This is a genomic window from Pandoraea iniqua, from assembly GCF_902459685.1.
Lineage (GTDB): Bacteria > Pseudomonadota > Gammaproteobacteria > Burkholderiales > Burkholderiaceae > Pandoraea > Pandoraea iniqua.
This window is the reverse complement of sequence record NZ_CABPSF010000001.1, coordinates 1,282,907-1,308,188: the sequence shown is the minus strand read 5'-3', so window position 1 is coordinate 1,308,188 and position 25,282 is coordinate 1,282,907. Positions and strand designations below refer to the sequence as shown.

Below are 25,282 nucleotides of genomic sequence, written 5' to 3'. Positions count from 1 at the left end.
AGCTAATCTGACATCGGCTGCTCTTGTAGCACGAGGCCCGAAGGTCCCCCGCTTTCCTCCTCAGAGCGTATGCGGTATTAATCCGGCTTTCGCCGAGCTATCCCCCACTACAAGGTACATTCCGATGTATTACTCACCCGTTCGCCACTCGCCACCAGGTGCAAGCACCCGTGCTGCCGTTCGACTTGCATGTGTAAGGCATGCCGCCAGCGTTCAATCTGAGCCAGGATCAAACTCTTCAGTTTAAACCTGTTACTGTTTTCGGTTTTTCGTGATAAATCACTTGAACCGGTCGCTCTCAAAGTATGCTGACAAGTTAATTACTTAACTTACCTATTACTATGTGAGCCTCAATAAATTTAAAGCTTATCTGCCGAGGCAGACGCACTTTTCATCGAGTGCCCACACTTATCGGTTGTTCAATTTTTAAAGATCAATCGCTTCGAACTTCGCTTCGTCGCATTATTACCGCGCCGTCGCTTCGTTTTCTGCGTCGCTGCATCAGCAGCAGAGAAGTGAGATTATGTCGCAGCTTCTCGTCGTCGTCAACAGTTTTTTTCGCTTCTTTTCGCTCATCGCCGTAGCGACTCACAAGCTCTAAAACCACTAACCACCGGGCTTTCCAGCCCGTCGCATCTTCCTGCTTCGCTGCTTTCGCTGCGTCGCTGTCGTTGCGAGAGACGAGATATTAGTCACGTTCCACGAACTGCGCAAGCACTTTGTGAAACTATTTTGAAAAGGCACCAAATCCCTCCGTCGCGCTATATATAGCGAGTGAGTGAGTGACGCGCGATCGACGCCTGATCCACCGAGCACCATCAATGAAAAACGCCGCAGGTGCCAAGCAACGGCCCCTGCGGCGTTTTCCTTTCCCTCACCCTTGCGCGTCGACGATCAACGCATCAGGTTCCTGCGCTCCGTCGGCGTGAGCGCCTGCAGCTGCGCTTCACTCAGGTTCATCTGTCCGAGGACCTGCACGGGCGACGCCGGATCGTAGCGGAACATCCGGCCGTTATCCGCACGCGGCTTGCCCGCCGCATCGCCAGACGTTGCCGCATCGATCATCCGCACCGAGAAGATCGACGGCTGATTCTGGCGCGACGACGCCCGGTCACGCGCTACGGCATCCTGCGCCGCAGCCGCCGCCTGCGCTGCCGTGGCACTGGCGTTCGTCAGCGCCCCCACGTTCACGGCGGCAATGGTCGGAATGCCGACGGACTTGCCCTGCACCTGAATGTTCTCGGCGTTCATGACCCGCAGCGCCGCGATATTCACGTTACCGGACACCCGAATCCCCGCCTCACCCGCGTCGACCGTGCCAAGCGGCGCGATCAGATCGATGTCGCCCGGCGGAATCTCCGGGATCGGGTTCAGCGTAGCGATGCCGGCACCGGTGTTCGGCGTGGTCGGCGACAACGACACCAACCCGAGTTCGTCATACACACGACGCTGCGGCGTGTAGACCACCGTCGACTTCGACCCACGCCCCGCGTTGATATCCCCCTGCGCCGACCACGCCAGAATATTGCCGCCGAACGTGGTGAACACACGGCTCTGACCGAGCAGGATGCTGTCACGCGCATACAGATCGACGTTGCCGCGTCCCTGCGTGAGCACCCCTGAGCCTTCGCCCGGCACAAAGCCACCGTCCACCCCCACCAGCGTGCGTCCGCCCGGCGTGAGAATGCTCACCCCGCCGCCGAAGTCGGTATGAATGCCGGCGTCCTGCACTTCGTAGTGAGGCACGAAGTACGCCGGACTGCCCCGCGCCGCCCACTGCTCTTGCGTCAGATACGCCACGCCGGGCTTCGGGCGCGTCGTCGAGATTCGCCCGATGTTCTCAAGGTAATAGAGCGCACTGCTGTACATCGTGAGGCTGCCGTCGTACTGGATCGCAGCGCCAGACGCATCCTTCGCGGGGAACAGCGTGGCAATCGCTTCGCGCCCCCGCAGATAGCTCCCTGCACGCTGGCCGCTGGCGTCGTTGTACTCACGTCCCGAGGCGCGCAACTCCGCGAAGTACACGTCACGCAGATAAGCGCGCTGCTGCTCGGCCGGGAGCGCATCGAAGAACTGACGCGCATCCATCGACGCGGCATCGAATTGACGGCCAAGGCTATTGCGGCCGCCAAAGCGCGTGGCAAGCCAGTTCACCAGATAAAGCTGGCTTTGCTGCCCGAACTCGTTGCGCAGATCACGCTTCGCCACGCCGCCGCCGCTGCCCGCCGCCTTACCTGCCGCGTCGAGCTCCGCCTGTTTCTGGACGAGGAACGCATCGGCCCCGGCGGCAGTGCCGTCGTAGCCAAACTCCTGACGCAGCCAACCCGGGAGCGTGAGTTCTCCGCCATACACGACCACCGCCTTACCCGGCTGATCCGCAAACGGCCGCGAGCCGTCTGCCTGATTCGCCGCATCGAGATACCGGGCGGCGAACGCCTTGAAGTTGATACCGTCGAGCCCCTTCGGCCCCACACCGGCCGCCACCGCAATCGCCGCCCCATTGCTCCGGTCGCCCGCCTTGACGTTGGCAAGCGCGCCGAGACTGCGCAATTCGGCCTTGTCGCCCATGAACACGTTGCGTCCCGCGGTGATTTCCAGCACCCCCGGACCCGCCACGTAGAACGTGCTGTAAAGAATATCCCGGCCCGCCGACACCACGGAGACATCGTCTGCCGAGTTCTGCACGATCAGATTGCCGCGCATCGTCGTGCTTGCCACCGTCATCGGCCGCCCCGGGTTGTTCACCGGGTCCCGGAAGTCCGGCGTCGTGGTCCAGCCTGCGAACAGGCTGTCGGTGTCCAGATAGGTGCCGAGCGGCGTTCCCGAGCTGACAATGTCCCGTCCGGCCCGGATGGCCACTGCGCCGTTGCCCTCGTACCAAGTCGGCTGGGTACCCTGTTTGGGCTGAATGCTGCCGCGATAGTCGATCCCGCCGGTGTGCAGGCCCACGATATCGCCCGTGAGTGCGTAGAAGCGCGCCGGGGAAATACCGGTGAAGTCGTAACCGGACACAGTCGCCGGGGTCAGGCTGAACATCGGGAATATCGTTGCCGAGTCCCACCCGGGGGTGGGGATGAGCTCCGGTGCCAGCGCGTCCTGTCTGACATTGGTGAGAAAGACACGGCCAAACCATGCCGTTTGCACACCGCCGGCAAACGCCGGATGCTGCGGCGTAGGCAGGGCCGTCGGATCTGCCGCCGAGCGGCTGATCGGGTAACCCGACCCATACACCGAACGCCCCGCAATCATCTCGAGCGCCCCGCCATCGGTAGCGACCTTGAACAATGAACTGACGGGCTCGGGCGCCAGCAACGCAGGGGTATCGCCGATGGTCACGGCCGAGGCCCTGTCGGTAATCGCTGTCGCCGAAAAGCCGTTGTAAATATTGCCGTTCGCGGCCACGGCACGAAGCGTTGCCGGCAGCACGAAGCGACCGTCGGTTGGCGCGTAGTTCGACGCTTTGCGATTGTCGGCCATCGCGGTGAGCGGCGAGAGATTCCCCCCCACACTGAACAAGTCGATGGCAGTCGAGGGCGTCCACAGCGTGAACCAGCTGAAACCTTCGCCGCTGTAGTCGACACCGCCCGCCGAGAACGGCGTGCCATTGGTTCGCTGCTGCAAGCGTGTCGCGTCACCGTAGCCGCCGATCACCAGATCGCCGCGCGTGTCGATGCGCGCCGCCGAGTCGCCGAGCACCAGCGTCGGTCCGCCGGTCGCGAACGCCGTTTGCGCCGTGAATACATCGCGCGCCCGGGCTTCGCGCAAGTCGGGTGCGCCGAAGCGGGTATCGACACCGCCAAGCGCTCCCGCTTCGATGCGCGTCGCCCCGCGCAGATTTGTGAACGTGCCGTTCAACGCCAGATTCCCGTTGCGCCACTCCGATGCATCGTTCACAGCGGCGCCGATCGATACCACGGCGCGTGCTTCGCGCACCGGGTTCAGCCCGCCGCCGATACGCACGTCGAGATCGCCGCCCCCCGTCAACTGGATCTGAGAGCCGTCTGCCGACACGCGCCCGGTGCTGCCGACCGACACGTTCAGGCCTTCGCTACGCGCCGTCGCACGCGTACCGTCGGCACTTCCCGGCCCGATGCGCGACTCCAGCATGCCGGCATTGCCACCGGCTTCGAGCACGACATTGCCGCCGCCGAGCGTGCCAAGTCCGGTGAAGCCGATCAGGAACGGCGCCGTTTCATACACCGAGTAGCCGGCTTGCTTGCCGACGGCGTAAGTCCCGAAGTTGATCCACCAGGCAGCGGGCACGCCACCTTGTGCGATGGCGGAACCCGATCCCTGTCGCCACAACCAATTGCCGACGTTGCCGGAATCCGGCACCGCTCGCGGCACGCCGAAGCTTGTGGAGCGCGAATACCCGTCGCGCTGGCCAACGGTATCGCCACGAATATCGCCCTGAGCGCGCACGAACAGATTGCCGCCGTGCTCCGGATACCACGCGCTGTAGAGACTCTGTGTACCGCTGACGTACTTCTCGAAGGATGTGCCGTCTGCGCCAAGCACGGATGCGTTATTGACCTTGGCACGGGCGAGGTTATAGGCGCTCGTCACATCGCGCGCCTGCGTACCCGCCGTGTAGACCCCGAACGGCGAGTTCATCGTGAAGTTACCCGCCGCGAGCATGTCGAGATCGCCCGTGCCGGTGCGCACCACGCTGAAGACCGGCTCACGCGCGGGCTGCGTCTTCTTGTCGTACTCGGCGGGGACCCCCGGCGTCACGACATGAAACGCGTCGTAGTATCCGTTCCACATCTCGATGTCTGCGGGCGTCGAAACGCCCCAGTTCGCCCAGTCGTCATCTGTGACGATCTCGCCCTCGACACCGCCCATTTGCCAGGCATCCGGCCCCCAACGCCAGACCCCGAGGGTGCCGGTTCCCGGCCGGAGCACATCGAGCTGGCCCATACCGTAATGGGTATCCGAGAGAATCAGATGACCGTCGGCGCCCAGCGGCTGCAATGCACGCGGATCGGCCGCCGACGTGTCGGCGCCCGCGATGAGCCGCAACGACCACGACGCCGAGCCCGCCTGAAGCATCGGTGAAAGCGCGTGGATCAGCCCCTGATTGCCGTCGGCATCTGCCGGACGAACGTTGACGAACAGCACGCCCCCCGGCAGCTTGACGTCGGTCTCGGAGGGAATGATCGCGCCCTTGCGCAACTGCACATCGACCGCAAGCTTCAGGCTCACCGGCATCACGGCGCCCGCAGGCCAGCGCATGGCCCCTACCGACGCCTCGGTGGGCAGCAGCAACCCGGCATCGAGTTGCATACCGGAGCGCAAGGTAAGCGCCGACGTCAGGGCGGTACCGGCCGGATACACCACGTTGCCCGCCGCATCGCGCACGGCGGCCCCGAGCACGGTGCCGGCAGGCAGCGTGAGATCGGCGGCAAGCGTGGCGCGCGCCGGCAGACGCGTGCCGGCGGGCAGCTTCGCCGCCGCCACTTGCACGTCGTAATTGAGCTTGCGTTCCGCCGGGAAGGCGGTGCCAGCGGCGAGCGTTACCAGTCCGCCCACCGGCACCACGGCATCGCCGCCCCAACCGGCCTTTCCGCTGGTCAGCACCCACCCCTGACTGTCGACGGTCGGCGTGAGCTTACTGGTGTCGAACCCGTCGCTCAAGCTGCCGAATACATTCAGATTGCCGCCAGCGCGGATCGTCAGCGCACCGGCTTCGCCGCTGCCATACACACCGGTCTTCTGCGTGTTCGGATTCAGGCTCGCGTAGCGATAGCGCGACAGGTCGATGTCACCGTCGAGGTGAATATCGCCATTGGGCGTCGCACTGACGACCTCGACACCCGGGCGCAAATGGAACGCGTCGGTGTAGCGGCGCAATCCGGCCAGACGCGCCAGCAACGCGCCATTGGCCAGCGCGTTCGACATGAACGTCTCGTTCTGCGCGTGCAGCGCATCCAGATACGCCTGATTGACGACCTGATACGGACGGCCGTCGACCGTCACGTCTGTGCCTGCCGGTGCTTTCGTGTCGCGGAACATCCCGTTGACCGTAATCGAGCGCGCACCGTCGATCACGACGTTGCCGCCCGCGTCGATGGCAATGTCGTTGCCTAGCGCCTCGTTCGCGCCGCCGAGCCGCTTAGCGCTGATCTCGACCGTGCCTGCCGAGAGCGGCGTGCCACGCTTATCGTTCGTACCGGCACGCACATCGAGCCGTGCGCCATCGGCCAGCACCACGCGCCCCTGCGCCCCGTTGATCTCGATGACCGCACGGTTGGACGCCTCGATGGGCTGACCATAGCTGTCCAGACGCAGTGTCGTGCTGTGCGCGTCGAGCACGGCGTTGCCGCCAACCGTCACACCATCGCGCGCCGACAGACGAATCGTGCCCACCTGTGCGCCGCTCGCGTCGACACGGCCGAGCACATCGAGCCGCCCGCCGTCGATCGACAGCGTGATCTCACGCGCCTTGAGCTCGTCGCCGACGACGAGATCGCCCTGCTTGGTCTGGAAGCTGCGGCTGCCGAAGACACCGCCTTCGGTCAAACGCGCGTTCAGCGCCGCGAAGTCGTCGATGCGCTGTGCCCGAATATCCACACCGCCCGCCGAGAACGGCACGAACGTGCCGCCCGCGTCGTAACGCCCGCTGGCACTGCCGAGCAGCTTGCCCGCCAGCGACACGAAACCGCCCGCCGGTGACAACGCAGAAACGCTGAGCTTGCCGGCCCGGTTCTCCACCGCCGACAAATCGATGCGCGAACCCGCCGTCTGGCGCACGTTACCGTTCGCGCTCGACACCACCACATCGCCACCCCAGCTGTATTTGCTGGTGTCGAAGAAATCGAGCTTGCGCCCGGCGAGATCGAACTGCGCGCCGTCACCCAGCGTCACATCGCCCTGAGCGGCCACCGTCAGTCGGCCGCTCGGCAGCACGACATTCGTGTCGATGGTGGCAGCACCGCCCGCCGTCAGTCCGACCTCTGCGCCGAGCGCTGCGACCAGTGCGCCGTTCTCGACCACGGGTTTCGCGCGCGCACTGGCGTTGGATACCGACACATTGCCACCCGCGACGAACCGGTTCACCGATCCCGCCGCGCCCGTGAGCAGCGGCGTATCGATAACGATGTCGCCCCCGCTGTAGTCGAAGTTCTGCTTCTGATCGTTCCACCCATTCTGCGAACGATAGACGGACAGGGTTCCCTTCTGGTTGGCGCTCACGCGCTCGCTGGCGTTTAGCGCCACCGTCGAGAAGCCGACGGCCATCCGGTTCATGTCGTGATTGACGTCGTACTGCGTGGCCGGCCCGAAGCCGAACTCGATTTCGCGCGCATCGATGGACAACCGCCCGCTGCCGGTGCCCGCCCCGCCCGCGACGATGGCACCCGCCGGCGATTTCGATCCGGTCCACACGAGCCGGTCGGTACGAATGCGTGCGATCGCATCGCTCGTCCCGTACCCGAAGATGGCGGGCGTACCCAACACGAGCGTATCGATGGTCGATTTACCCGTCGCTGCGTCGATGGTTGAGAGTTCGACGGAATCGTAGAAGTTGATCGATTCGCGCGCGATGAGAGAAAGGCTTTCCAGCGCAGGCGCGCCATACAGCCTGTCGCCACGCATCAGCCGCGAGAGCACCGCTTGGTTGAGCGTAAGACCGGCGGCCAGACGTCCGTCCGCCGCGAGGGCGTCGAGCGACGCCTGATCGCCGACATTGACCCGGCCGACGGCGAGCGACAACTGACGCGTGCCGTAGCGCACGGCATCGGAGATCGTGAACCGCTTGTCGGTCGCCACCGCAATTGACCCTTCGGAGAGCAGCAGCGATTCGCCCGAACATGCCGCGCCCGCCGCGCAAACGCCGAGGTCGATATAACCCGCCCCGAACGAATCGCCAATCGTGGACGCCACCGGTGCGAGCATGGAGAGCCGTCCATTGGAGACCGCGAGCACCCCCGCCGCGCCCGGCGCGTAGGTATACCCCAACGTCGAATCCCACATCGACACGCCGTAGCCGAGTGTATTGATGCCACTGCCCTGCTCGATGGTGATGCCCCTGGTCGGCGAGCTCGTCACGATGAAGACTTCGCTGCCGCGAAGCACCGCGCCGCCGCGCAGCACCACGTTATTCGCCCGGCCGGAGAACCCCGCCGTGGTGGCATTGAGAATCGACCCCGAGTTGTCCTGAGACACAACCGGCAACGCACCGATCCCGACACGTGCTGCGCCGATGGCGTTCAGATCGTCGGCCTTGAGTGAGATCAACGATCTGTCGCCCTGCCGGGGCGTCGCGCCTGCCCCAATAATCTCGATGTTGTCGGCGTTCACCAGCAGGCTCGCGCCGTAGCCGCCCTTGGCCGGTGCGACATTGACCGTACCCTCGAAGCGCAACGCGGGCGTGTCGCCAACCTTGCCCCAATAAATGTCCGGCAAGAACATGAGATCAAGGCGCTTGGCGTCTGCCTCGAGCAGCGAACGCGGCGCCCCCACGCGATCACTCGTGGCGCGCGCGAAGTCCGCATAGCTCATTTCGTTGTACTGCGAGTAGGTCCGCAGGACATCCGCCGACGTGAGCACGACCTGCGTCGGGGTGGCATTGCGAATGGCGGTATTGTTCACACTCAATTGCGCCGGGAGCGTCAGCGACCCATTACGCATGGCGACCGGCGCCAACCCCGCCTGAGAGACGGCCTGCGTCTGCAACTCCACGCGATACGCGCCGGGCAGCAGCGCGAACGTCGACGGCAGCAGCGTGTAAGTGCCCGCCGGCAGTCCCGGCACGCCAGCGCCGATGGTGATCTGCTGGCCGGCGAGCGGGGCACCGGCCCCGGTCTCGCCCACGACAGGGGCATAAGCCGGTTGCGCGCCGGGCACGATCGCGTACACCGGATTGGAAGAGAGCGACGGCAGACGGAAACTTCCCTTCGTGCCGGTCTGCACCACTTGCATGAGCGGCGCGAGACGCGCGTCGGTAGAGCCGCCACGCCCGGTCAGGAACGCCGCGCCGCGAATTTCACCGCCGCCCGACAAGTCGATCACGGCGCCCGGGTCCGCAGCGACCGAATGGCTATACACAATCACCGACGGCCCACCGCCCGCCAGCCCGTACACCGCGTCTGCGGCAGCATTGAGATAGCTCAATCCGTCGAGCGTGCCGCCATAGGGCATCACCAGTCCGTTGGCACTCACGGACGTCACGCTGCCCGGCAACAAGTGAAGAACGCCGTTGGCTTCCGTGTCGAGCGATGAACCGAAGACGATGCCCCCCATCGGGGCGCGCAACACGCCGCCCTGACGAATCTGCCCTGCCAGAAGGGTCATACGGCCGAACAGCGAGTACGGTTGCGGCACCAAACTGTCGCCAACGCGCTCGACGGTCAGCACACGATCCGGGTCAAGCCTCGTCGTACGCACGCAGCAATCGCTCGGATAGCTGCGCTGCCCCACGACAATCTTTGCGGTGGCATTCTGGCCCGGATAGATCTGCACTGCGGCCAACGTCATGTCGCCGGGCGAATAGACTTCGGTCTTGTCGAGCAGACGAAGGTCGCCGGTACTGCGCAACGCGACGTTACCGAAGGCATTGCGCAAGACACTGACAGGCGTCCCTGCGTTGGTCTCGATGGTCCCCGCCGTGCCGAACTGCATCCGGCCCGCTACGTCGATGAGCGCGCCGTCGACTTCGAACTTTGTCTTCTCGGCCAACAACGGCGCGCCAAGTGTTCCAGACCCCTGCCCCGAGTTCTTCGACCCGCTCACCGGATTGGGAATGATGTAGTTGTCGATCTGCTGGCGCGTCGGGCCGGCGAGTTGCACATAGGGCGCGGCGAGTCGGACCTGTGTGTCCGGTGCGGCGGTCGTCGCCAGACCAAACGAACTCGCCGTCAGGCGAAGGCTCTGACCGAGCGCCAGATTGACGTTGCCGTCGAAACTCATCATCCCGTTCGCGAACAACGCCAGGTTGTCGAACCCGCCCGCTGTCACACGGTCCACACCGATGCGAGCGCTACCCATCGTCAGCCCGCCGCCGAGCGAACCCGGGGCCAACGTATCCGAGAGCCGGCTGTTGCCCTGCGTTTGCGCCACGGTCAACTCGTGCGCGACACGGACGGAATCATCCACCATGGGGCCGCGCAACGTGACGCGATCGACCATGCCGTAGGTGAGCGTCTCCAGCACGACGTTCAGCGTGCCACCCGCGGCACCTGCACCACCGGCTGCCGCCTTCATGTCGCCGTCGAGATAGAGGCCGCGGCCCGACGCCAGCGAGATAACCCCACCGTTACTGACCACGTGCGTGCGGCCCTGCCCCGGCACATCGATGTCCGCCGCCGAGCCCGACGCATCGAGCTGCGCCCCCGGGCGCACGATCACGAACGCGTCGGACGCATCGACTTGCGTGGCTCCCGCCACATACTTCGCGCCGATCTGGATGGTGCCGCCTGCGGCGACTTTGCCGGAAATCGCGCCCGACGCACCCTGCGCCACGACCGCCCGCGAGGCCACATCGATCACGGAATTCCCGCCCAGCCAGATCGATGTCGGGGTGAACATCCCCTCGGGGCCGTCATACCCGTCGGTCGCGCTGAACAAGCCGGGCAACAGGCTGACCGTGCCCGAGACAGCCCGGAGCGTGCCAAGCACTGTCATCTGCCCGTTGCCCGTCAGCGTAATGCTGCGGCCGGGGTCCACTTCAATCCGCGCGCCTTCGCCGACGCTCAACTGCCCGCGCTTGCGCATCGCACCGGCGGACAGCGCGATGTCGGCCCCGCCACGTTGCGTGAGGGTACCCTTCGCGGCATCGCTTTGCCAGACGGGTGCCAGCAAGACCGACAGTACGCCGGACGGGTCGCTGCCACTGAAAGCGCCACCTGCCGCTTGTTTATCGATGTTCAGCACCGGCATGACGACATCGAGGCGCGTGTTGTCGGCCACCGTCACATTGCGCTGGCCGGTCACGTCGTAACGCGAAAATCCGGTCGAGAAAAGCGAGGTGTCTAACCACGTATCGCGCAAGGCGACCGCCGAAGCCGGGCCACCGATCACAACGCTGTTGCCAGTGTTCAAGGTCAGCGTGCCGCCACCGCTCGCGCCGTAGCCACGCAGTGCGCCGTCAAGATGCAGTTCGCCGTTGTTCTTGCCGGCCGCGTCGTACTGACTCGCGAGCAGCGAGACGTTGCCGCCCTTGCCACCGCGCACCGTGCCGCCCGACAGCAGGGCAGCGCCCGACGACACATCGATGGTGCTGCCCTGCTGCACCCGCACGTCGCCGGTCGTCGAAAACACGACGCTGCCGCCGTTGAGATACGGCATACCGTGGATGCCTGCCTCGCCGTCGTCCGCCCGGCCCCACAGCCCGCGCACGTCGAGCGTCACACCACTCGCCACCTTGACCGACTGGCCGCCCGTCACGAACGCCGGGTCCGTCAGGGGCGAGTCGCCCCATGTGCCGTTGCCAGACGTCGCCAGCATGCGCATCACGACGTTGCCCGCCGCAATCGAGCCGCCACGCGCGGTGATATTCGCGCCGATGTTCACACGCGTAGCATGCAGGCCCACATCGCCGCCGTCCGCCACGCGAATGTCGCGCGAGAGCGTGACCTCGTCCGTTGCCAACAGCTTCACGCCGCCGAATTGCTGGCGATTGAGCCAGTCGGCGTCGATCGTGATCTTTCCTGCGCGCTGCGCATCCAGCGGGCTTCCCTGCGCAATCGTTGCCGCGAGCGCCTGAACGTCGCCGACATCGATGGTGCGTGCGATAGCCGACGGGCTGTCGCGCAGCGAGAGCGAAACGTCGTCGTAGTACGGCGTGAGCTTGCCGACAACCAGTTGACCGGCACGCGGAGCAGCAAGCTGCGATTGCAGATACCCGTCGTAAAGCCCTCGGTCAGCGGCTTGTGTCTGTCGCGGCCCCTGAAAGACCGCCGTATCGACATCGCCTTCAAGCACGACCGACGGCCCTGAAACAATCAACCGCCCGGCGTCGCGCCCGACCGTGTAACCGTTCTCCAGACGCTGCCCCGGCGCGATGAATAGCGTGGCGTAGCTCTCGGTGGTGCCCTTCCCCCAGCGAGCGTGTTCGAGCTCGAAGCCGCGATACACACCGAGATAACGAAGATCGCCCGGTGCATTGTCAACGCGATACAACTGCCCGTCGGCGCCCCGCAGCCAGCTTTGCCGGATCATGCCGGTCTGCACGTCGAGCGTGCCGCCAGCCAGATTGATGAGCGAGCCGGCGCGCGTAACCACTTCTGCGCCGCCCAACTGCACCGTGCCGCCCTGTGCCGCCCACTCGCCAATGCCGTGCGAGGCCGTGTTCAGATAGCCGCTCACCTCCAGCAGGCCGCCCTGCGTGTACCAACGATCGGTGGTGTACCCCTGCGTTCCGGCGGGCACGCGCACCAGATAGCGTCGATCGATGTAGACGGTCAGGTTGTTGAGCATGTGCGTGTCGCGATTGCTCGGCGCATCACGTTGCTCGTTGCCCTGCACATTGACTTCGAGATTGTTGGCCGACATCGACATCTTCACGCCCACGGCGCCGGAGACATCGAGCTTTGCGCGCTCCATCGCCATCGCGCGGCGCGTGGCGAGCACGTTGATCTGGCCGCCCGTGGCCAGCGTGAGCGAGTCGCTGTCGAACAACACGTCGCCGGACGACACGATCTGCACGAGCGACTGATCGCGGCGATTGAAAAGCCCCAACTCCGCGACCTTGTCGGCCTGCGCCAGCAGCGTGGTGCGCTGCGCATCGAGTGCCGCATCGCTCGACGTGTCGAGCACGATGGCGTTGATGGCGCCGGGGGCAACGCGCACCAGCGCATTCGCATCGCCGTTGGCCGTCAGGTGAATCGTGCCGCGCGTATTGACCGAAGTGCTCGAAACCAGCACGCCACTTTGTTCGACCTGCCGGGCCGCGAGCGTGATGTCACCAAGCTCGGCCAGAATCAGCCCACTGTTGCTGACGCGACCCGCTGTCGAACCGGGCAACAGCTTCGGCTCGACTTCATTGCCGCGCGTGCTGGAATTCAGATTGCCGTCGGTACCCACACCGCGCCGGATCACGAACGAATCGCCGCCGGCCACGACCGTCTGCCCCGACGGCGTGACGATGGTGCCGCGATTGTGCGCTTCGCGCCCGAGCAGCAGCACGTAGCCGCCGCCCTCGGTCACCGACTGCGGACGCCGCGTATTGATGCGGGCACCCGCGTCTACCGTCACGTTGGCGGTAGCGCCCGTGTGCGACACGCTCGATCCACTTACCTGAAGGTCGTTGGCGAAGGTCGGCACCGTCGCGCCGGACACGGCCGCGCCGTAGATCCCGCGATTGAACTGATCGTTCGTCATGCCAACGGCTGCCGCCACGAGATTGCGCGTATCGACCTGCGCCGTGCCCGTGAACTGAATGCCGTTGCGGTTGACGATCATGACCGTGCCGTCAGCCTTGATCTGCCCCTGAATCTGACTCGGACGCGCCAGCGGATCGTTCACGCGGTTGAGCACAGCCCAGCCCGGCTGCTGCACGAACTCGACCGTCGTGCGGCGGCCAACGTTGAACGTCTCCCAGTTCAGGATCGCCTTCTCACCCGTTTGCTCGATGGCCACCTTGGTGTTGCCCGCGGCGTCGCGGCTCTGCGCGATGTCTTTCTTCGCGTTGATCCAGCCCGCCGTGAGGCTATTGGTGTCGACCTTCAGGCCACCGTCGGCCAGACCGTCGGGAATCGTCTCCGGTGTTGCAGCGGCCGCCTGACGTGCGGCAGTCTGCGCGGCCTGCATCGCCGCGATGCCTTGTGCGGCAGTGGCGAGATTGGCGATCGAATTTTGCAGCGCCTGATTGGCGCGTTGCTGCTGCTCGCTGGGATTTTGCAGCGACGATACCGGCATGCCGTTCGGCAAGCGGCCCGTCTGCGCGGCCGTGGATTGCGCCGCACCGCGCGCGGCAAACCACCCGTTGCTGAAGGCCTGTTGCGCTTGTGCCGCGCCGATCATGGCGCTAGTCGCGGCGAATACGGCGACGGCCTGAGCCAGCGGCCGAATGCGCGGCAGACGTGCGCTGGCCCGCGTGCGTGTTGATAGGGAAACTACGCGCTTGTGCATGGTCATCTCAATCCCGTCTGGCGTCTCGTGCGGCCGTGGGACGTTGTCTCGCGACAACGCCAGCGACGGCCCTGGCAAGTTTTCGTTCAAGCGATGCGAACGCTTGACGCTCTCGGGATTAAGACCGTTCGGCGCGAGCCAATCGGCAAGGATTTATTTGAATCTTTCGTGACACGATCCGATCGTCACGAAGCACAACGAAGCACAACGAAGCACAACGTGCACGTTCAACCGAGCAGGACGATGCCGCCCGGCAAGGTGTGTGCGGAGAGTTGCAGCGAACGCTCGATCTGACCCAGCGCCACGTCGAGCGAGCGAATGGCAAAGCGCCCCGTCACCGGCCGTGCAGCCACCTTGTCGTTCACCAGCACGACCTTGCCCGGCCGATAGCGATTGATCTCGTCGATCACCTCACCGAGCGGGACTTCGGCGAAGCGCAGATACCCATCGCGCCACGCCGGCATGTCGTTGTCGCCAACGTTCACGAGCGACTGCAAAGCGCGCTCGTCGTAGACCAGTTGCTGGCGCGCGCGCAATTGCACGCGCCCCGCCGTATGCACGACGTCGGCCACGCCCTCGATACACGTCACGCACACTTTCTGCGCTACGTTGCGCACTTCCACCCGGGCACTGCGGGCAATCGTACGCCCGGCCCCCGCGACGATTTCGAACGGTGCCGATGCGCGCGTGGTATCGACCGCCGCTTCGCCCCCCAGCAGATTGATGCCGGGCGTTGTGCCCGCGCTCAACGCCATGCTGGTACGCGTATTCATTTCAACGGACACGTTGCCGGCCAGCGCGATCGTGCGCTGCTCGCCGGTACCGGTGCTGTAATCCGCGCGCAGGGCCGTCGTGCCCGGCAACAGTCCGAGCGGCCCACCGATCACCGCCACGCCCGCGACGGTCGCGAACGCGCCAGCCGTTCCGGCCAACCACCAGCGTCGACGGGGATCGAAGCCCCGCGAGGATTTTCGTTCCTGTGCCGCCGGCTTTGCCGGTGCCGTGCAAGGTGCAGAAGCCGTCTGCTGGGCCGCTTGCGTGAGGTGTTGCCACTGACGGCGCGCGTCCGCAAGTGCCTGCGCATGGCTCGGGTCCCGCCGCGCCCATTCGCGCAGCGCATCGCCATCGGCATGCGTCATCTCACCGGCCGCCATGCGCCGCACCCACGTCATGGCCTGACGCTCGAGCGTGTCGAGACGCCGCTTCGGCGGCAACTTGGCTTCGGGTCGAGAACTCATGGCGTCACCTCTCGCACGAGACAGAAGGTCTCACTCCATGAGACGGTTTTCCCGCACGCCATCGGCAATCCTTCGTTCATTCCGACCTCGGCATGTGGGCCACGCAGTACTCGTGGGCGCGTTTGAGTTCAAGGCCGACCAGACGCGGCGACACACCGAAGCGGCGCGCCACGTCCTCGTTGGACATCTCGTGCACCCGCACGGCGATGAAGATCGCCCGGCGGCGTGGCGGCAGGGTGGCAAGCAACCGTTCAAGCAGCGCAATCTCGTCGCGCGCTTCGACCGTCTGCGCGGGGCCCGGCGCAGGGTCCACGAACTCCGTCATGAGGGCATCGATCTCGTCGTCGCTCATGTACCGGCGTTCGCGCTGCACACGGTCGAACGCCATGTTCATGGCGATGCGCATCAGGTACGCGCCGGGACTCTTCACGTCGTTCTGACGGTCGGCCCGGTCATCGAGATGCACCCACGTATCGTGCAGCGCATCGCTCGCGAGTTCCGCCGACCCGAGACGCCACGTCAGCTTACGTTTGAGGTCCTCATACCGCTGCGTCAGCAAATCGCGCAGGAAAGATCGGGGCGTATCGGCCATCTATCGCTCCGTTGCCGCCTGACACGGCGAATGCGCACATGTGGGCTGGGTCGCCTGACAATCGGCGCTCACCAGAAGCAGAACGAACGGCCGCGACGTGTCGGCAGGCGCGCTGCCGACATCGAGGCCCTGCAAACGACGCAAGATGGCGGCGTCGCGACGGCCGTCGCCGGTCGTATCGAGCAAACGCACCTGCGCCACCCGCGCGTTCGGGCCAACCTGAACCGTCATGGCCAATCGATACTCGCCCGGCGAGAGCGACGGCGCCGCACACAACGCCTGCAATACCTTGCCCTGCAAACGCGCGTGATAGTCGGTGGCGGCACGGGCGGCACTACGGTCCGTCTCACCCTGTGTATCGGCATCAGCACGCCCCAGCGGCGCGAGAACGAACGCGTTCTGCGCCGTGGCTTCAGCCATCACGCCGGTGCCTTCGAGCAATTCGTTGAGCGCTTCGCCCGGCGAGTAGATCCCCGAGACGGCGTGCGAGCGACGCCCTTCCACCAGTGCAGACGGGTAGAAGACAGACATGCGGGTCAGCGCATCGAAGCGGGCGAGCGCGTCCTTCAAAGGCAGCTCCGGGAGATCAAACGACTGCGCCTGAAGCGGCGCTGCAACGGCACATTCGAGTGCCATGCTGAACATGCCGCCCAGCAGCCAGCCCGCCAGAACGCTCGCAGCCGCGAAGCGCAAACGTGGAGAGCGAGCAGTAGCAATCATGTCGGGCGGTTGGCCTTTGCATGGCAGGCGGTCGGAAATATCGGAAGTGGCGGGACCTCTGCGGCAAGCAAAGCACGCGACGATGCCCGCAGGCGATCGCCGTTTCCCCGTGGATCCACGAATAATTTGTAAGAATTCCTGAGGATTCTGGTGTCGGATTGTGACCGTACTTTGACAGTGCCACCGATCGTCATGAAATGTTTCTCAACATCTCCCGATATCGCCGAAAAATCAGGAGTCCTGACGCAGCAGCAACGAAAAAAACCCGTAACACGGCCACGGGGTACGGGCAGGTTACGGGCCAACCAGTCGTCTAACTGGACGTGATACAGCCGCGCGCGGGAGGTTCCCGAGGCTCAGGCGAGAAACACACAAAAGATGCGTCGCGCGGCGACGCTTTAGTTAAGCGTCATCGGTGCCTGTCCATCGCCGCTCGCGAGCACGTCGCCCGGCGCAGCAGAGATGCCTTCGCCCGCCGCTTCATCACCGGCGATCTGGCCGGTCGACTGCTGCGTGAAGTTGCGAAGGTGCAGGAAGAACTGTCCCATCATCTCGACCCAGAGACGCATCGAGAAATTCAGGAAATCCGGGGAAACGCCGCCTGCCACGATGACGTCCATTTCCAGCACGAGAAACTCGCCGTGCGCCGCCACGCGGGCGAAACGGCGCGAGCGATGCCACTCGTTGATGAGGCCTTCGGGCAGATCGCCGCCCTGCACACGCAGCGGGCAGCTCAGCGTGAAATCGAGATACTCGTCGGCGCCGGCCTGATTGCCCCAGTGCACTTGGTAGCCGATGCCGTGGCTCGCGCTATGCAGGCGCGTGACCAGATCGTCTTGCTGCACGGTCACCGCGCAACCGGCAGCGCGAATGGCTTCGGCGACCTGAGCGGACGTGACAAAGGTGATGATGCCTGCGAGCGGCGACGTGCTCGAAGACGTCGGCGCACCGGCTCGCCCGGCGTCTTGGCTGTCGTAGTTGTCGTGTTGCATCGTGTTCTCTTCGTTCATGCCAGTGGTCCTCAAACTATCGTTATGCGAATTCAGGACGAGGGGTGCCGTCGACGCCCCTCGTCACGCGCGGTATTACTGCGATGCAGCCGGTGCCGACGCCGTGGCTGCGGCGGTCTCGGCAGGCTTGGCGGCAATGGCGGCAGCGGCCTGCTGCTCGTCGAACTTGCCCTCGTAGAGCTTGTCGCCGTACTCCTGCGCGATACGCTCGTACTTCACTCGGGCCTGCCCGGCGAACGGCTGGCGTGCCGCGACCACGGTCGCCACATCCATCGTCTCGTAGGCCGTCAGGATTTCCTGTCCGACGGCATACAGGCGATCGTTCTTCTCCTTGCACATCGTGAGCGCGACACGTTGTGCAGCCGTCTCGTCGGCGAGATGCTTGCGCTGCGCATCGGCCTGCCGGGCGAGCTTGAGCAACTCGTCGTAGGCGTTGCGATACTGGGCAATCTGCGTGTTGGCCTTATCGGCCACCGACTTCACTTCCGATTGCGAAGCGCGGGCGTCCTGCGCGAGGCGCTCGCGCGCCTGACGCTCAGCGGCCAGTTGCTGCTGCGCCTCGTCGAGCGCCTTCTTCAACGCTTCGGGCGACTCTTTGCCGGCGGCGCCGGCCGTAGCGCCACCGGCCTTGAGCGCGGCGAGTTCGTTCTTCGCCTGCTGGAGCTGCTCGGTCGTGCTGCGCAGTTGCGTGCGCAGACGCTCTTCCATCGTCGGTGCGCCCTGCGGCGTCTGCGCCGAGGCGGCAGCGCACGCGGCAAGCAGCACCGCGGCGGCTACACCTGACGCCAGACGCGACATCGCGCGCGGGGGCTGTTGACTCATGACGACCTCCTTAGAATCGCGCGTTGACTTCGATTTGCAGCGTGTCGATCGACAACGGCGCGCCATAGACTTCCTTCGTCGAGAGCCAGCGGCCGGTGAGCCATGCGTTCTTGTCGAAGGCATACGACGCGCCAAGGTAGTAGCCCTTCGCGTTCGTGCCGCCGCCGTGGAACGTCGAATCGTTGTAGGCATCGGGCACGGCATCCGGCTCGATACGCTTGTAACCGAACAACACGTTCCAGTCGCCGCGCGACGCCATGACCGGCTTGCCGAAGGTCGCCTGAACCATGTACGCGTTCGGGCCGCTCTTGAAGTTGGCACGCGTTGCCTCGCCCGCCCCGAAGTTGTTCACGATGCCGCCATTCGCACGCGCCCACATCTCGCCTTCGTTGTAGGCCAGGTTGCGGATGTAGTTCACGTCGAAGCGCAGCGGATAGCGGCCGGCCAGCATCGTGTCCCAACGGGCCGAGAGATCGAGCAACTGGAACTTCGAGGCGTAACCGACATACTGCGGCTGCGCCGTGTTGGCCGGATCGAGCGGGTTGAGCGCGATGTTACGCAGCAGCATGAGCGTGTTGCCCTTCTGCATGAATGCCGGGCGCGACCAGTCCGAATCGCAGCTCGTCTGGCCCGCGTAAAGCGCGCAAGGCGACGACAGTTGACCCGTGATGTTGCGGAAGTCGAAGTAGCCGACGGTGCCGCGGAAGCTGTTCTTCGAGTCGAGCTTCCAGTTCGCGCCGAACTGCGTGCCGAGCATCCACTTGGTCTGGCTCGACATCTTGCTCTGGCTGTTCGACGGCGAGTTGTCGCCCGAGTACTCGAGCGGGATGAAACCGAGCGAGCCGAACAGTTCGACGTTCGGGTTCTGCGGCAGCACCTTGTTGAACTGCGCGGCAATGCCGTCGATGTTCAGGTCGCTAGAGAACAGCATGTCGGTGGTGACGTACGGCGGGGCGAAACGCCCGCCCGTGACCTTCATCCACGTGAACGGCTGATACGACATCCACATCTGGTCGAGCCAGACGCTCTTCTTGTTCAGACCGCCGCCCAGCGTGGAGTTGGTCGAGACCGGGCTGTCGTCGTTGCTGCTCGCCAGCCGCACACCGGCTTTCACCTGCTCCGAGACGTCGGCGAAGATGCCGAAGCGTGCACGGGCGCGGAACTGGTTGGTGCGGTTCTGCGTGGTGTTGAGCAGCGGCGGGAGCGCCAGGTTGGTGTTCGAGTTGACGTCGAAACCATTGCCCTTGTTGATCTGCGCCCAGTCGATCTGCGTGTTCGTGTTGCTGCTCGAGTAGAAGCGCGATTCGTTACGCAGGCGGAAGTCGCCTTCGATATGAATGCGCTTGGTCCACTCGGGGGTTTCGTTCGGTGCGGCCCAGCCTTCCGTCTTGGCCTGCGCCATCACTTCGTTCTTCACCTCGTCGCGAATCTGATCGCGCGTGGTCTGCGAGATGTACGGAATGCGCACGTCGCCCGGCTCGGCACCGGGGACTGCGGCCACGGCCACCGGCGCGGCTGCCGTCTTTTGCGCCGCGGCCGATGCCGCGTAGGCTTCCGTTTCGGCTTGTGCCAGCAGGGCTTCGCCCGTGGTCTTGTCGATCGCGCCGCTCTTGATGAGGCCGCGGATCAACTTGACCATCGCCGTCTCTTTCGCGGCCGGCTGCGCCTGCGCTTGAGCCAGACCTGCGGTCCCCATCAGCGCGAGCGCCAGCGCCACAGCGCCTGCGGCCCCCGCAGCGCGTGGCGCACGTCGGAGTGCGAGCGCGCCGGTCATACGTTCCAGTGCTTTCATTTTGTGTGTGACTTTTGCGTAAAAAGGAAGTCCTTCATTCATCACCTGCGCATCCACCTGCGGCGTGATGAGCGTCGAATTGGGCTTCATGGCCGGCGTCCCCGGATGCTCATCGACAGCGGATAGCGCAGCGACGCCGGCGGCTTCTCTTCTGCGCGGAAGTCGCGCAGCATCGCGAGAACCGCGTCGTCGATGGCCGCGTTACCCGTGCCTCGCACCAGTTGGGCGCGTGTGGCGCGTCCGTCGGCGTCGAGCCAGAGATCGATACGGACGTCGTCGAAGGCCAGCGTGCGAGTGCGCGCATCGCGCCCGAACGCCTGTTGCAGTGAGCTGGCAAGCCACGCGCTGTAAGAGCGGCTACCCAGCCCGCCGCCACCGCCCGTCATGCCGCCACCATTGCCGGCGCCGATACCGAATGCGTCGGTGCCTGCCTGTGCGTCGCCATTGATCGTCACGGCGTCGCCGAGATCTTTGGTCGGGCTCGGCGGCGTGTCGTCCTTCGGCGGCTCCACGGGGTCGGCCGGCTTCGGCTCGACGACTTCGGGCTTGATCTTCTCCGGCTGCGGCTCAGGCGGTTTCTCCTGAGGCGGCGGTGGTGGCGGAGGCGGCGGCAGCATGAGCATCGGCGGGGTGTTCACCTCGCGGCGCATGCTGGCCTTGTCCGTGAGCAAGTGCCAGAAAAGGGCGATCAGACCGAGCACGACCAGGCCGCCGACGATCAGTGGGCCGCGCCGGCGCAGCAGCGCCAGCGCCGGACTGGGCGGTTTGGCAGCGGGCCGCACGGGGCTGGACGCGAAATCGCGAGGTTTCACGCTGCGCTCCTTACTGCGGCTTGCCGGTCACGAGGCCGACCTGATTGAGATCGATCCGGCGCAGCAGGTCGAGCACTTCGACGACCTTGGCGTACTGAACCTGCGCGTCACCGCGCACGATCACCGGGAAGTCTGGAGTGACTGCCTTTTCCGTGCGCAAGCGATCCTCGAGCTCGGTGAGCGTCACCGGATAGGCATCGAGAAAGACCTGACCGGCGTTGTCGACCGTGATCGCCTTGGTCTTCGGCTTCTCGAGGGCCACCGATGAGCTGGCCTTCGGGAGATCGACCTTGATGCCGGGAATGCTGGCGTTGCTCGTGAGAATGAAGATCACCAGCACCACCAGCAGCACGTCGACAAACGGCGTGATGTTGATGCCGCCCGAGCGCTTCTTCGCGGCGAATCGCGTTGCGTTAGCCATGATTCGTCCTCGTCAGGCGCGTTGCAGCACGGGCTGACGGCGGCCTTCGCCCTGCTCTTCTGCAAGGCGCGTCGTGAATTCGTCGACGAACACAGCCATGTCGGCCGACAGTGCATCCGAGCGCGACACCAGCCAGTTGTAGCCAAACAGTGCAGGAATGGCCACGCCGAGACCGGCGGCCGTACACAGCAGTGCCGCGGCCATGCCCGGGGCCACCGAGTTGATGTCCACCGCGCCCGCCATGGCGGCCACGACGAACACCAGCATGATCCCGATCACGGTGCCGAACAGACCGACATACGGCGCGCCTTCGATCGACGTCGAGAGCCAGTTCATGCGTTTGCTCATGTCTTCGACTTCGCGCACCATCGCACCGTCCATCGACGCGCGAATGGCGCTGATGGTCGCGTCCGAAACGGCGCTCGTGTCGTAGCCGAGTTCGTGACGGCGATGCAGCTCACCCAGCGCGACCTCGTACAGACGCCACAGCGGCGATTGCCCGCGCACGTCTTCCGGCACGCGATTCGTACGCGCGATCTGGTCGAGCGGTGCGCCCGAGGCTTCCCGAAAATGCGTCATGAAGGCGCTGTTGGCACGCGCCTTGGCGGCGTAGCTGCGACCCTTCGTGATCATGATGAGCCACGACACCAGCGCCATCAGACCCAGCACACAGACCACCACCCAAGCGTCGACCGGCATGGCCGAGAGGATGAAGGCGAAGTGGCTCTTGCCGGCCTGTTGCTCGTCCGGGCCGAAGGCGATCAGACGCGATTCGGACCCTTGCGAAACGGCGTCGGTTTGCAGCAGTGCGGCGCTACGGGCGACCTTCGAGAGATGCACTTCATCCACAGCGCCCGAGAAGTGAGCGAGGCCACCGGTGGCGCCATCGACATCACCGCCGATGATCGTCGGCGAGTTCAGTGCGGGCAGTGCGACGGCGAGCGTCGTGGCGGCGTGGCCGCCGACGTAAAGCGTGACCGACTTGCCATCTGCCGTCACCGCCAGATGCGACCACTGACCGGCCTGAATCGGTTGGCCCGGCTGGCTGCGCTGCGCACCCACCTGCACGAACGGCACGCCCTGATCGATACCGACCACGAGATCGTTGCCGCCATCGCGGCGCGCGTAAATCGCTTCGTTCGCCCCCAGCTTCTCCGGGCGCACCCACGCCGAGAACGTGAACGGGCTGCCTGCGGCGAGTGCGAGCGACGGCGAGGCCGGCAGCACGATCGGCGAAGCGCCGGCCTGCGCGCCCTTGCCAATGATCGCGCCGTCCATCGTGACGACCGGGTTTTGGCTGTTGTTGCCGTAGGCGGTCGTGTCGCGTGCGGGCACGTTCGACTCACCGAAGTGGTACACGGCGGTGTAGTCCGGATCGAACACGCGCTGACCGTTGCCGGCCGCGGGGGCCTTGCGGTTGCCGTAGTACATCCAGACCTGTTGCTTGGCGCCGGCGCTCACTGCGGGCACGTCGACCCACACGAGCGCAATGCCCAGCACCGGATCGAACTGCTCGATCTGGTGATTCAGCACGGTCTTGTCGTCGGCGGCCACGAAGCGCAGGTCGGCGCCGGTTTCGTTCACGCCTTCAAAGCTGAAGTTGCCCGTATGCAGGCGCAACAGCATCGGCACCCGGCCGGCGTCGCCCGTGATGTTGCCGCCTTGCGGGCCGGCGTCGATGGTAATCGGCTTGCGGTACGCCCAATCCGGTTGCCACCAGGCGTGCGCGAGCACCGGCATCAGCGTGCCGATCAGCGCAAGCAGGAATGGAAGAATGCGTCGCATGGCTGTATTTCTCCGTTTATGCCGCCCGACGCGTTGAATTGGCGCACCGGGCATCAGGTCGTGAATGTTGTGTCGTGAAATTCGGATGTGTCTTGTTCGTGCGGTTCGCTAGTGGCTCGATCCGCCCGCTGTCATGTGTTCGCTGTGTTCGCCGTGTTCGCTCAATAGGTCGCCGTCACGCTGAAGTTCACGCGCGGCTTGTAGCGCTCCGTGCGCGGTCCGTTGGTCAGCGGATAGGCCGCATCGACGCGTCCCGTCACGTGCGATGTCAGGCGCAGCGACGTGCCCAGACCGACCGACGCCAGCGAATAACGCGAGGTCTGTTCAGCCAAGGTGTCACGCAATCCCAGACGGGCACCGTCGAAGAACGCATAAGCGCGCCAGTTCGAGACGACCGGGGCGAGCAGCGGAATCGGCGGCGTGCGCCATTCGATCGAGCCGACCACACCGTAGTCGCCCGTCGCTTCGGCCGAGAGGTAGCCGCGCACCGAGTTCATGCCCCCGCCCGCGAGCTGTTCGTTCGAAATGAGCGGCGAATCGGTCATCTGTGTGGCAACGCGCGCCGCCAGCTGCCAGCCGCCGCCGAACGTATAAGTGCCGTTGGCATCGGCGCGCAGCACCATGAAGCTCGGCGACGCCTTGTAGCGCTTCGCGTCGAACTGGGCGGGGCTGCTGCCGTAGCCGAGGAAGCTCGACATGCCGGAGACGATCGACGTGTTCAGGCCGGCGCTCAGGTCTTCGTCCTGATAGAAGCCGCTGTAGCCCAGCGTGATCGGCGCGTACTTGAGCGGCACCACGTCGCCGGCCGTGCCGAAGCGCGTGGTTTCCGTGTTGTCCTTGAAGTCCACACCCAGACTGAAGGCGTGATACCAAGCGCCGGTATCCGGCACCGTGTAGGTCGTTTTCACACCGATCGCGTGCCCCTTGCCGAGCACGGTCGTGCCACCGGTGGTGGCGACATTGCTGTCCGACTGATAGCCGTTGAGTTCGAGCGACCACGGCGACGAGCCGATCGGCGCCACGTACGAGCCCGACCAGACCTTGCTCTGGCTGAAGTCCTGCGGCGCACCGAAGAAGCTCATCGACACGCGATGGCCGAGTTGCCACAGGTTGTCGTAGCCCACCGAGGCGAGCATGCGCAGCGGCTTCGTGTCGGCGCTGCGGTCGTTGTTGAGGCTCAGGCTTGCGCGCCACGGGTTGGTGTCTTCGACCTTGAGATCGACGTCCATCGTGCCGGGCACTGCGCCCTGCTTGACGAGCGGCACCACCTGTTGCTCGCCGGTGCGGTTCAGCGCCGTGAGTTCCGCCTGCGCGGCATTGAAGTCAGGCACCTTGCCTTCGGCCAGCGACGGCACGCGCTCGCGCACCTCGCGCGGCGAGTGGTATTCCGAGCCGACCACGCGCAGGCGGCCCAGCTTGGTCTCGCTCACTTTCAGATAGACGATGCCGCCGGTGACCTGCTGCTCCGGCAAATCGACGTACACCGATTGATAGCCCTTGGCCTGATAGGCGGCGAGCAACGCGTCGCGTGCGGCTTCGATGTCAGCCAGTGTGCGGTTAGGCCCGAGATAGGGCGTGACGGCCTTTTCGATGGTGCGTACGTCGAGCACGGTATTGCCGCGCACGACGTACTCATTGATATTGACGGGCTTTTGCGCGTCGGCGGCGTTTTCCTTTGCCTGCGCCGATCCCGTTGCGCCAGCCTGCGGATTTACCGCAGGCGAGTTGTCCGACTGCGCTGCTTTGGCCTCCTGAGCCATCGCAACGCCATGAACGGTTCCCCCCAACGTGACAGCGCATACCGCCGCCCAGCGCAGCCACGGCCGGTTCGTTTTCATCAAACGCATATAGAAGACTCTGCTTTGTTAGGTCGACGCGGCTCTGCCCGATGCAGTGCCCCCGGTGGCCTGACGCTTACCAGCGCATACCGCCAAACATCGCTGGTAGTGCCCTGCCGCACGCAATCCGTGTCGACATTCCTCACGAATACGGATACCTAGACGTCCGGGAGTTCGGCTAA

Annotated in this window: 11 protein-coding genes and 1 rRNA gene; all 12 read right to left on the bottom strand. The window is 65.0% G+C overall.

The window, feature by feature from the left end:
- Window positions 1-245, bottom strand: a 16S ribosomal RNA gene (locus tag PIN31009_RS05780); the annotation flags it as partial.
- A 649-nt stretch (window positions 246-894) separates the two neighbouring features.
- Window positions 895-14,070, bottom strand: coding sequence for a filamentous haemagglutinin family protein (locus PIN31009_RS05775; protein WP_174996973.1), 13,176 nt, complete (start codon window positions 14,068-14,070; stop codon window positions 895-897).
- Window positions 14,071-14,297: 227 nt separating this feature from the next.
- Window positions 14,298-15,308 (bottom strand): FecR family protein, encoded by a 1,011-nt coding sequence (locus tag PIN31009_RS05770; RefSeq protein ID WP_150789579.1) that lies wholly within the window; start codon window positions 15,306-15,308, stop codon window positions 14,298-14,300.
- A gap of 76 nt (window positions 15,309-15,384) precedes the next feature.
- Window positions 15,385-15,900, bottom strand: coding sequence for an RNA polymerase sigma factor (locus PIN31009_RS05765; protein ID WP_087689166.1), 516 nt, complete (start codon window positions 15,898-15,900; stop codon window positions 15,385-15,387).
- Window positions 15,901-16,620: an STN domain-containing protein gene (locus tag PIN31009_RS05760; protein WP_150789578.1), complete on the bottom strand. Its 720-nt coding sequence runs from the start codon at window positions 16,618-16,620 to the stop codon at window positions 15,901-15,903.
- A gap of 398 nt (window positions 16,621-17,018) precedes the next feature.
- Window positions 17,019-17,630 (bottom strand): YbjN domain-containing protein, encoded by a 612-nt coding sequence (locus PIN31009_RS05755; RefSeq protein WP_150789577.1) that lies wholly within the window; start codon window positions 17,628-17,630, stop codon window positions 17,019-17,021.
- 75 nt (window positions 17,631-17,705) lie between these two features.
- Window positions 17,706-18,452 (bottom strand): hypothetical protein, encoded by a 747-nt coding sequence (locus PIN31009_RS05750; RefSeq protein ID WP_174996971.1) that lies wholly within the window; start codon window positions 18,450-18,452, stop codon window positions 17,706-17,708.
- Window positions 18,453-18,462: 10 nt separating this feature from the next.
- Entirely contained in the window at window positions 18,463-20,334 is a 1,872-nt protein-coding gene (locus tag PIN31009_RS05745) for a putative porin (RefSeq protein ID WP_246185509.1), read from the bottom strand.
- Window positions 20,331-21,056, bottom strand: a complete 726-nt coding sequence (locus PIN31009_RS05740) for an energy transducer TonB family protein (protein WP_246185508.1) — start codon at window positions 21,054-21,056, stop codon at window positions 20,331-20,333. The genes PIN31009_RS05745 and PIN31009_RS05740 overlap by 4 nt, the downstream gene beginning before the upstream one ends.
- 10 nt (window positions 21,057-21,066) lie before the next feature.
- Window positions 21,067-21,477, bottom strand: coding sequence for an ExbD/TolR family protein (locus tag PIN31009_RS05735; protein ID WP_010808895.1), 411 nt, complete (start codon window positions 21,475-21,477; stop codon window positions 21,067-21,069).
- A gap of 12 nt (window positions 21,478-21,489) precedes the next feature.
- On the bottom strand, window positions 21,490-23,262 hold the full coding sequence (locus PIN31009_RS05730) for a DUF2341 domain-containing protein (protein WP_150789576.1): 1,773 nt from the start codon (window positions 23,260-23,262) through the stop codon (window positions 21,490-21,492).
- A gap of 161 nt (window positions 23,263-23,423) precedes the next feature.
- Entirely contained in the window at window positions 23,424-25,109 is a 1,686-nt protein-coding gene (locus PIN31009_RS05725; RefSeq protein WP_246185507.1) for a ShlB/FhaC/HecB family hemolysin secretion/activation protein, read from the bottom strand.
- Window positions 25,110-25,282: the final 173 nt, after the last annotated feature.

Bases quoted from the DNA above. Each gene is read 5' to 3' on its own strand.
- PIN31009_RS05775 (WP_174996973.1), bottom strand. From the start codon at position 14,070: ATGCACAAGCGCGTAGTTTCCCTATCAACACGCACGCGGGCCAGCGCA.
- PIN31009_RS05770 (WP_150789579.1), bottom strand. From the start codon at position 15,308: ATGAGTTCTCGACCCGAAGCCAAGTTGCCGCCGAAGCGGCGTCTCGAC.
- PIN31009_RS05765 (WP_087689166.1), bottom strand. From the start codon at position 15,900: ATGGCCGATACGCCCCGATCTTTCCTGCGCGATTTGCTGACGCAGCGG.
- PIN31009_RS05760 (WP_150789578.1), bottom strand. From the start codon at position 16,620: ATGATTGCTACTGCTCGCTCTCCACGTTTGCGCTTCGCGGCTGCGAGC.
- PIN31009_RS05755 (WP_150789577.1), bottom strand. From the start codon at position 17,630: ATGAACGAAGAGAACACGATGCAACACGACAACTACGACAGCCAAGAC.
- PIN31009_RS05750 (WP_174996971.1), bottom strand. From the start codon at position 18,452: ATGAGTCAACAGCCCCCGCGCGCGATGTCGCGTCTGGCGTCAGGTGTA.
- PIN31009_RS05745 (WP_246185509.1), bottom strand. From the start codon at position 20,334: ATGAAGCCCAATTCGACGCTCATCACGCCGCAGGTGGATGCGCAGGTG.
- PIN31009_RS05735 (WP_010808895.1), bottom strand. From the start codon at position 21,477: ATGGCTAACGCAACGCGATTCGCCGCGAAGAAGCGCTCGGGCGGCATC.
- PIN31009_RS05730 (WP_150789576.1), bottom strand. From the start codon at position 23,262: ATGCGACGCATTCTTCCATTCCTGCTTGCGCTGATCGGCACGCTGATG.
- PIN31009_RS05725 (WP_246185507.1), bottom strand. From the start codon at position 25,109: ATGCGTTTGATGAAAACGAACCGGCCGTGGCTGCGCTGGGCGGCGGTA.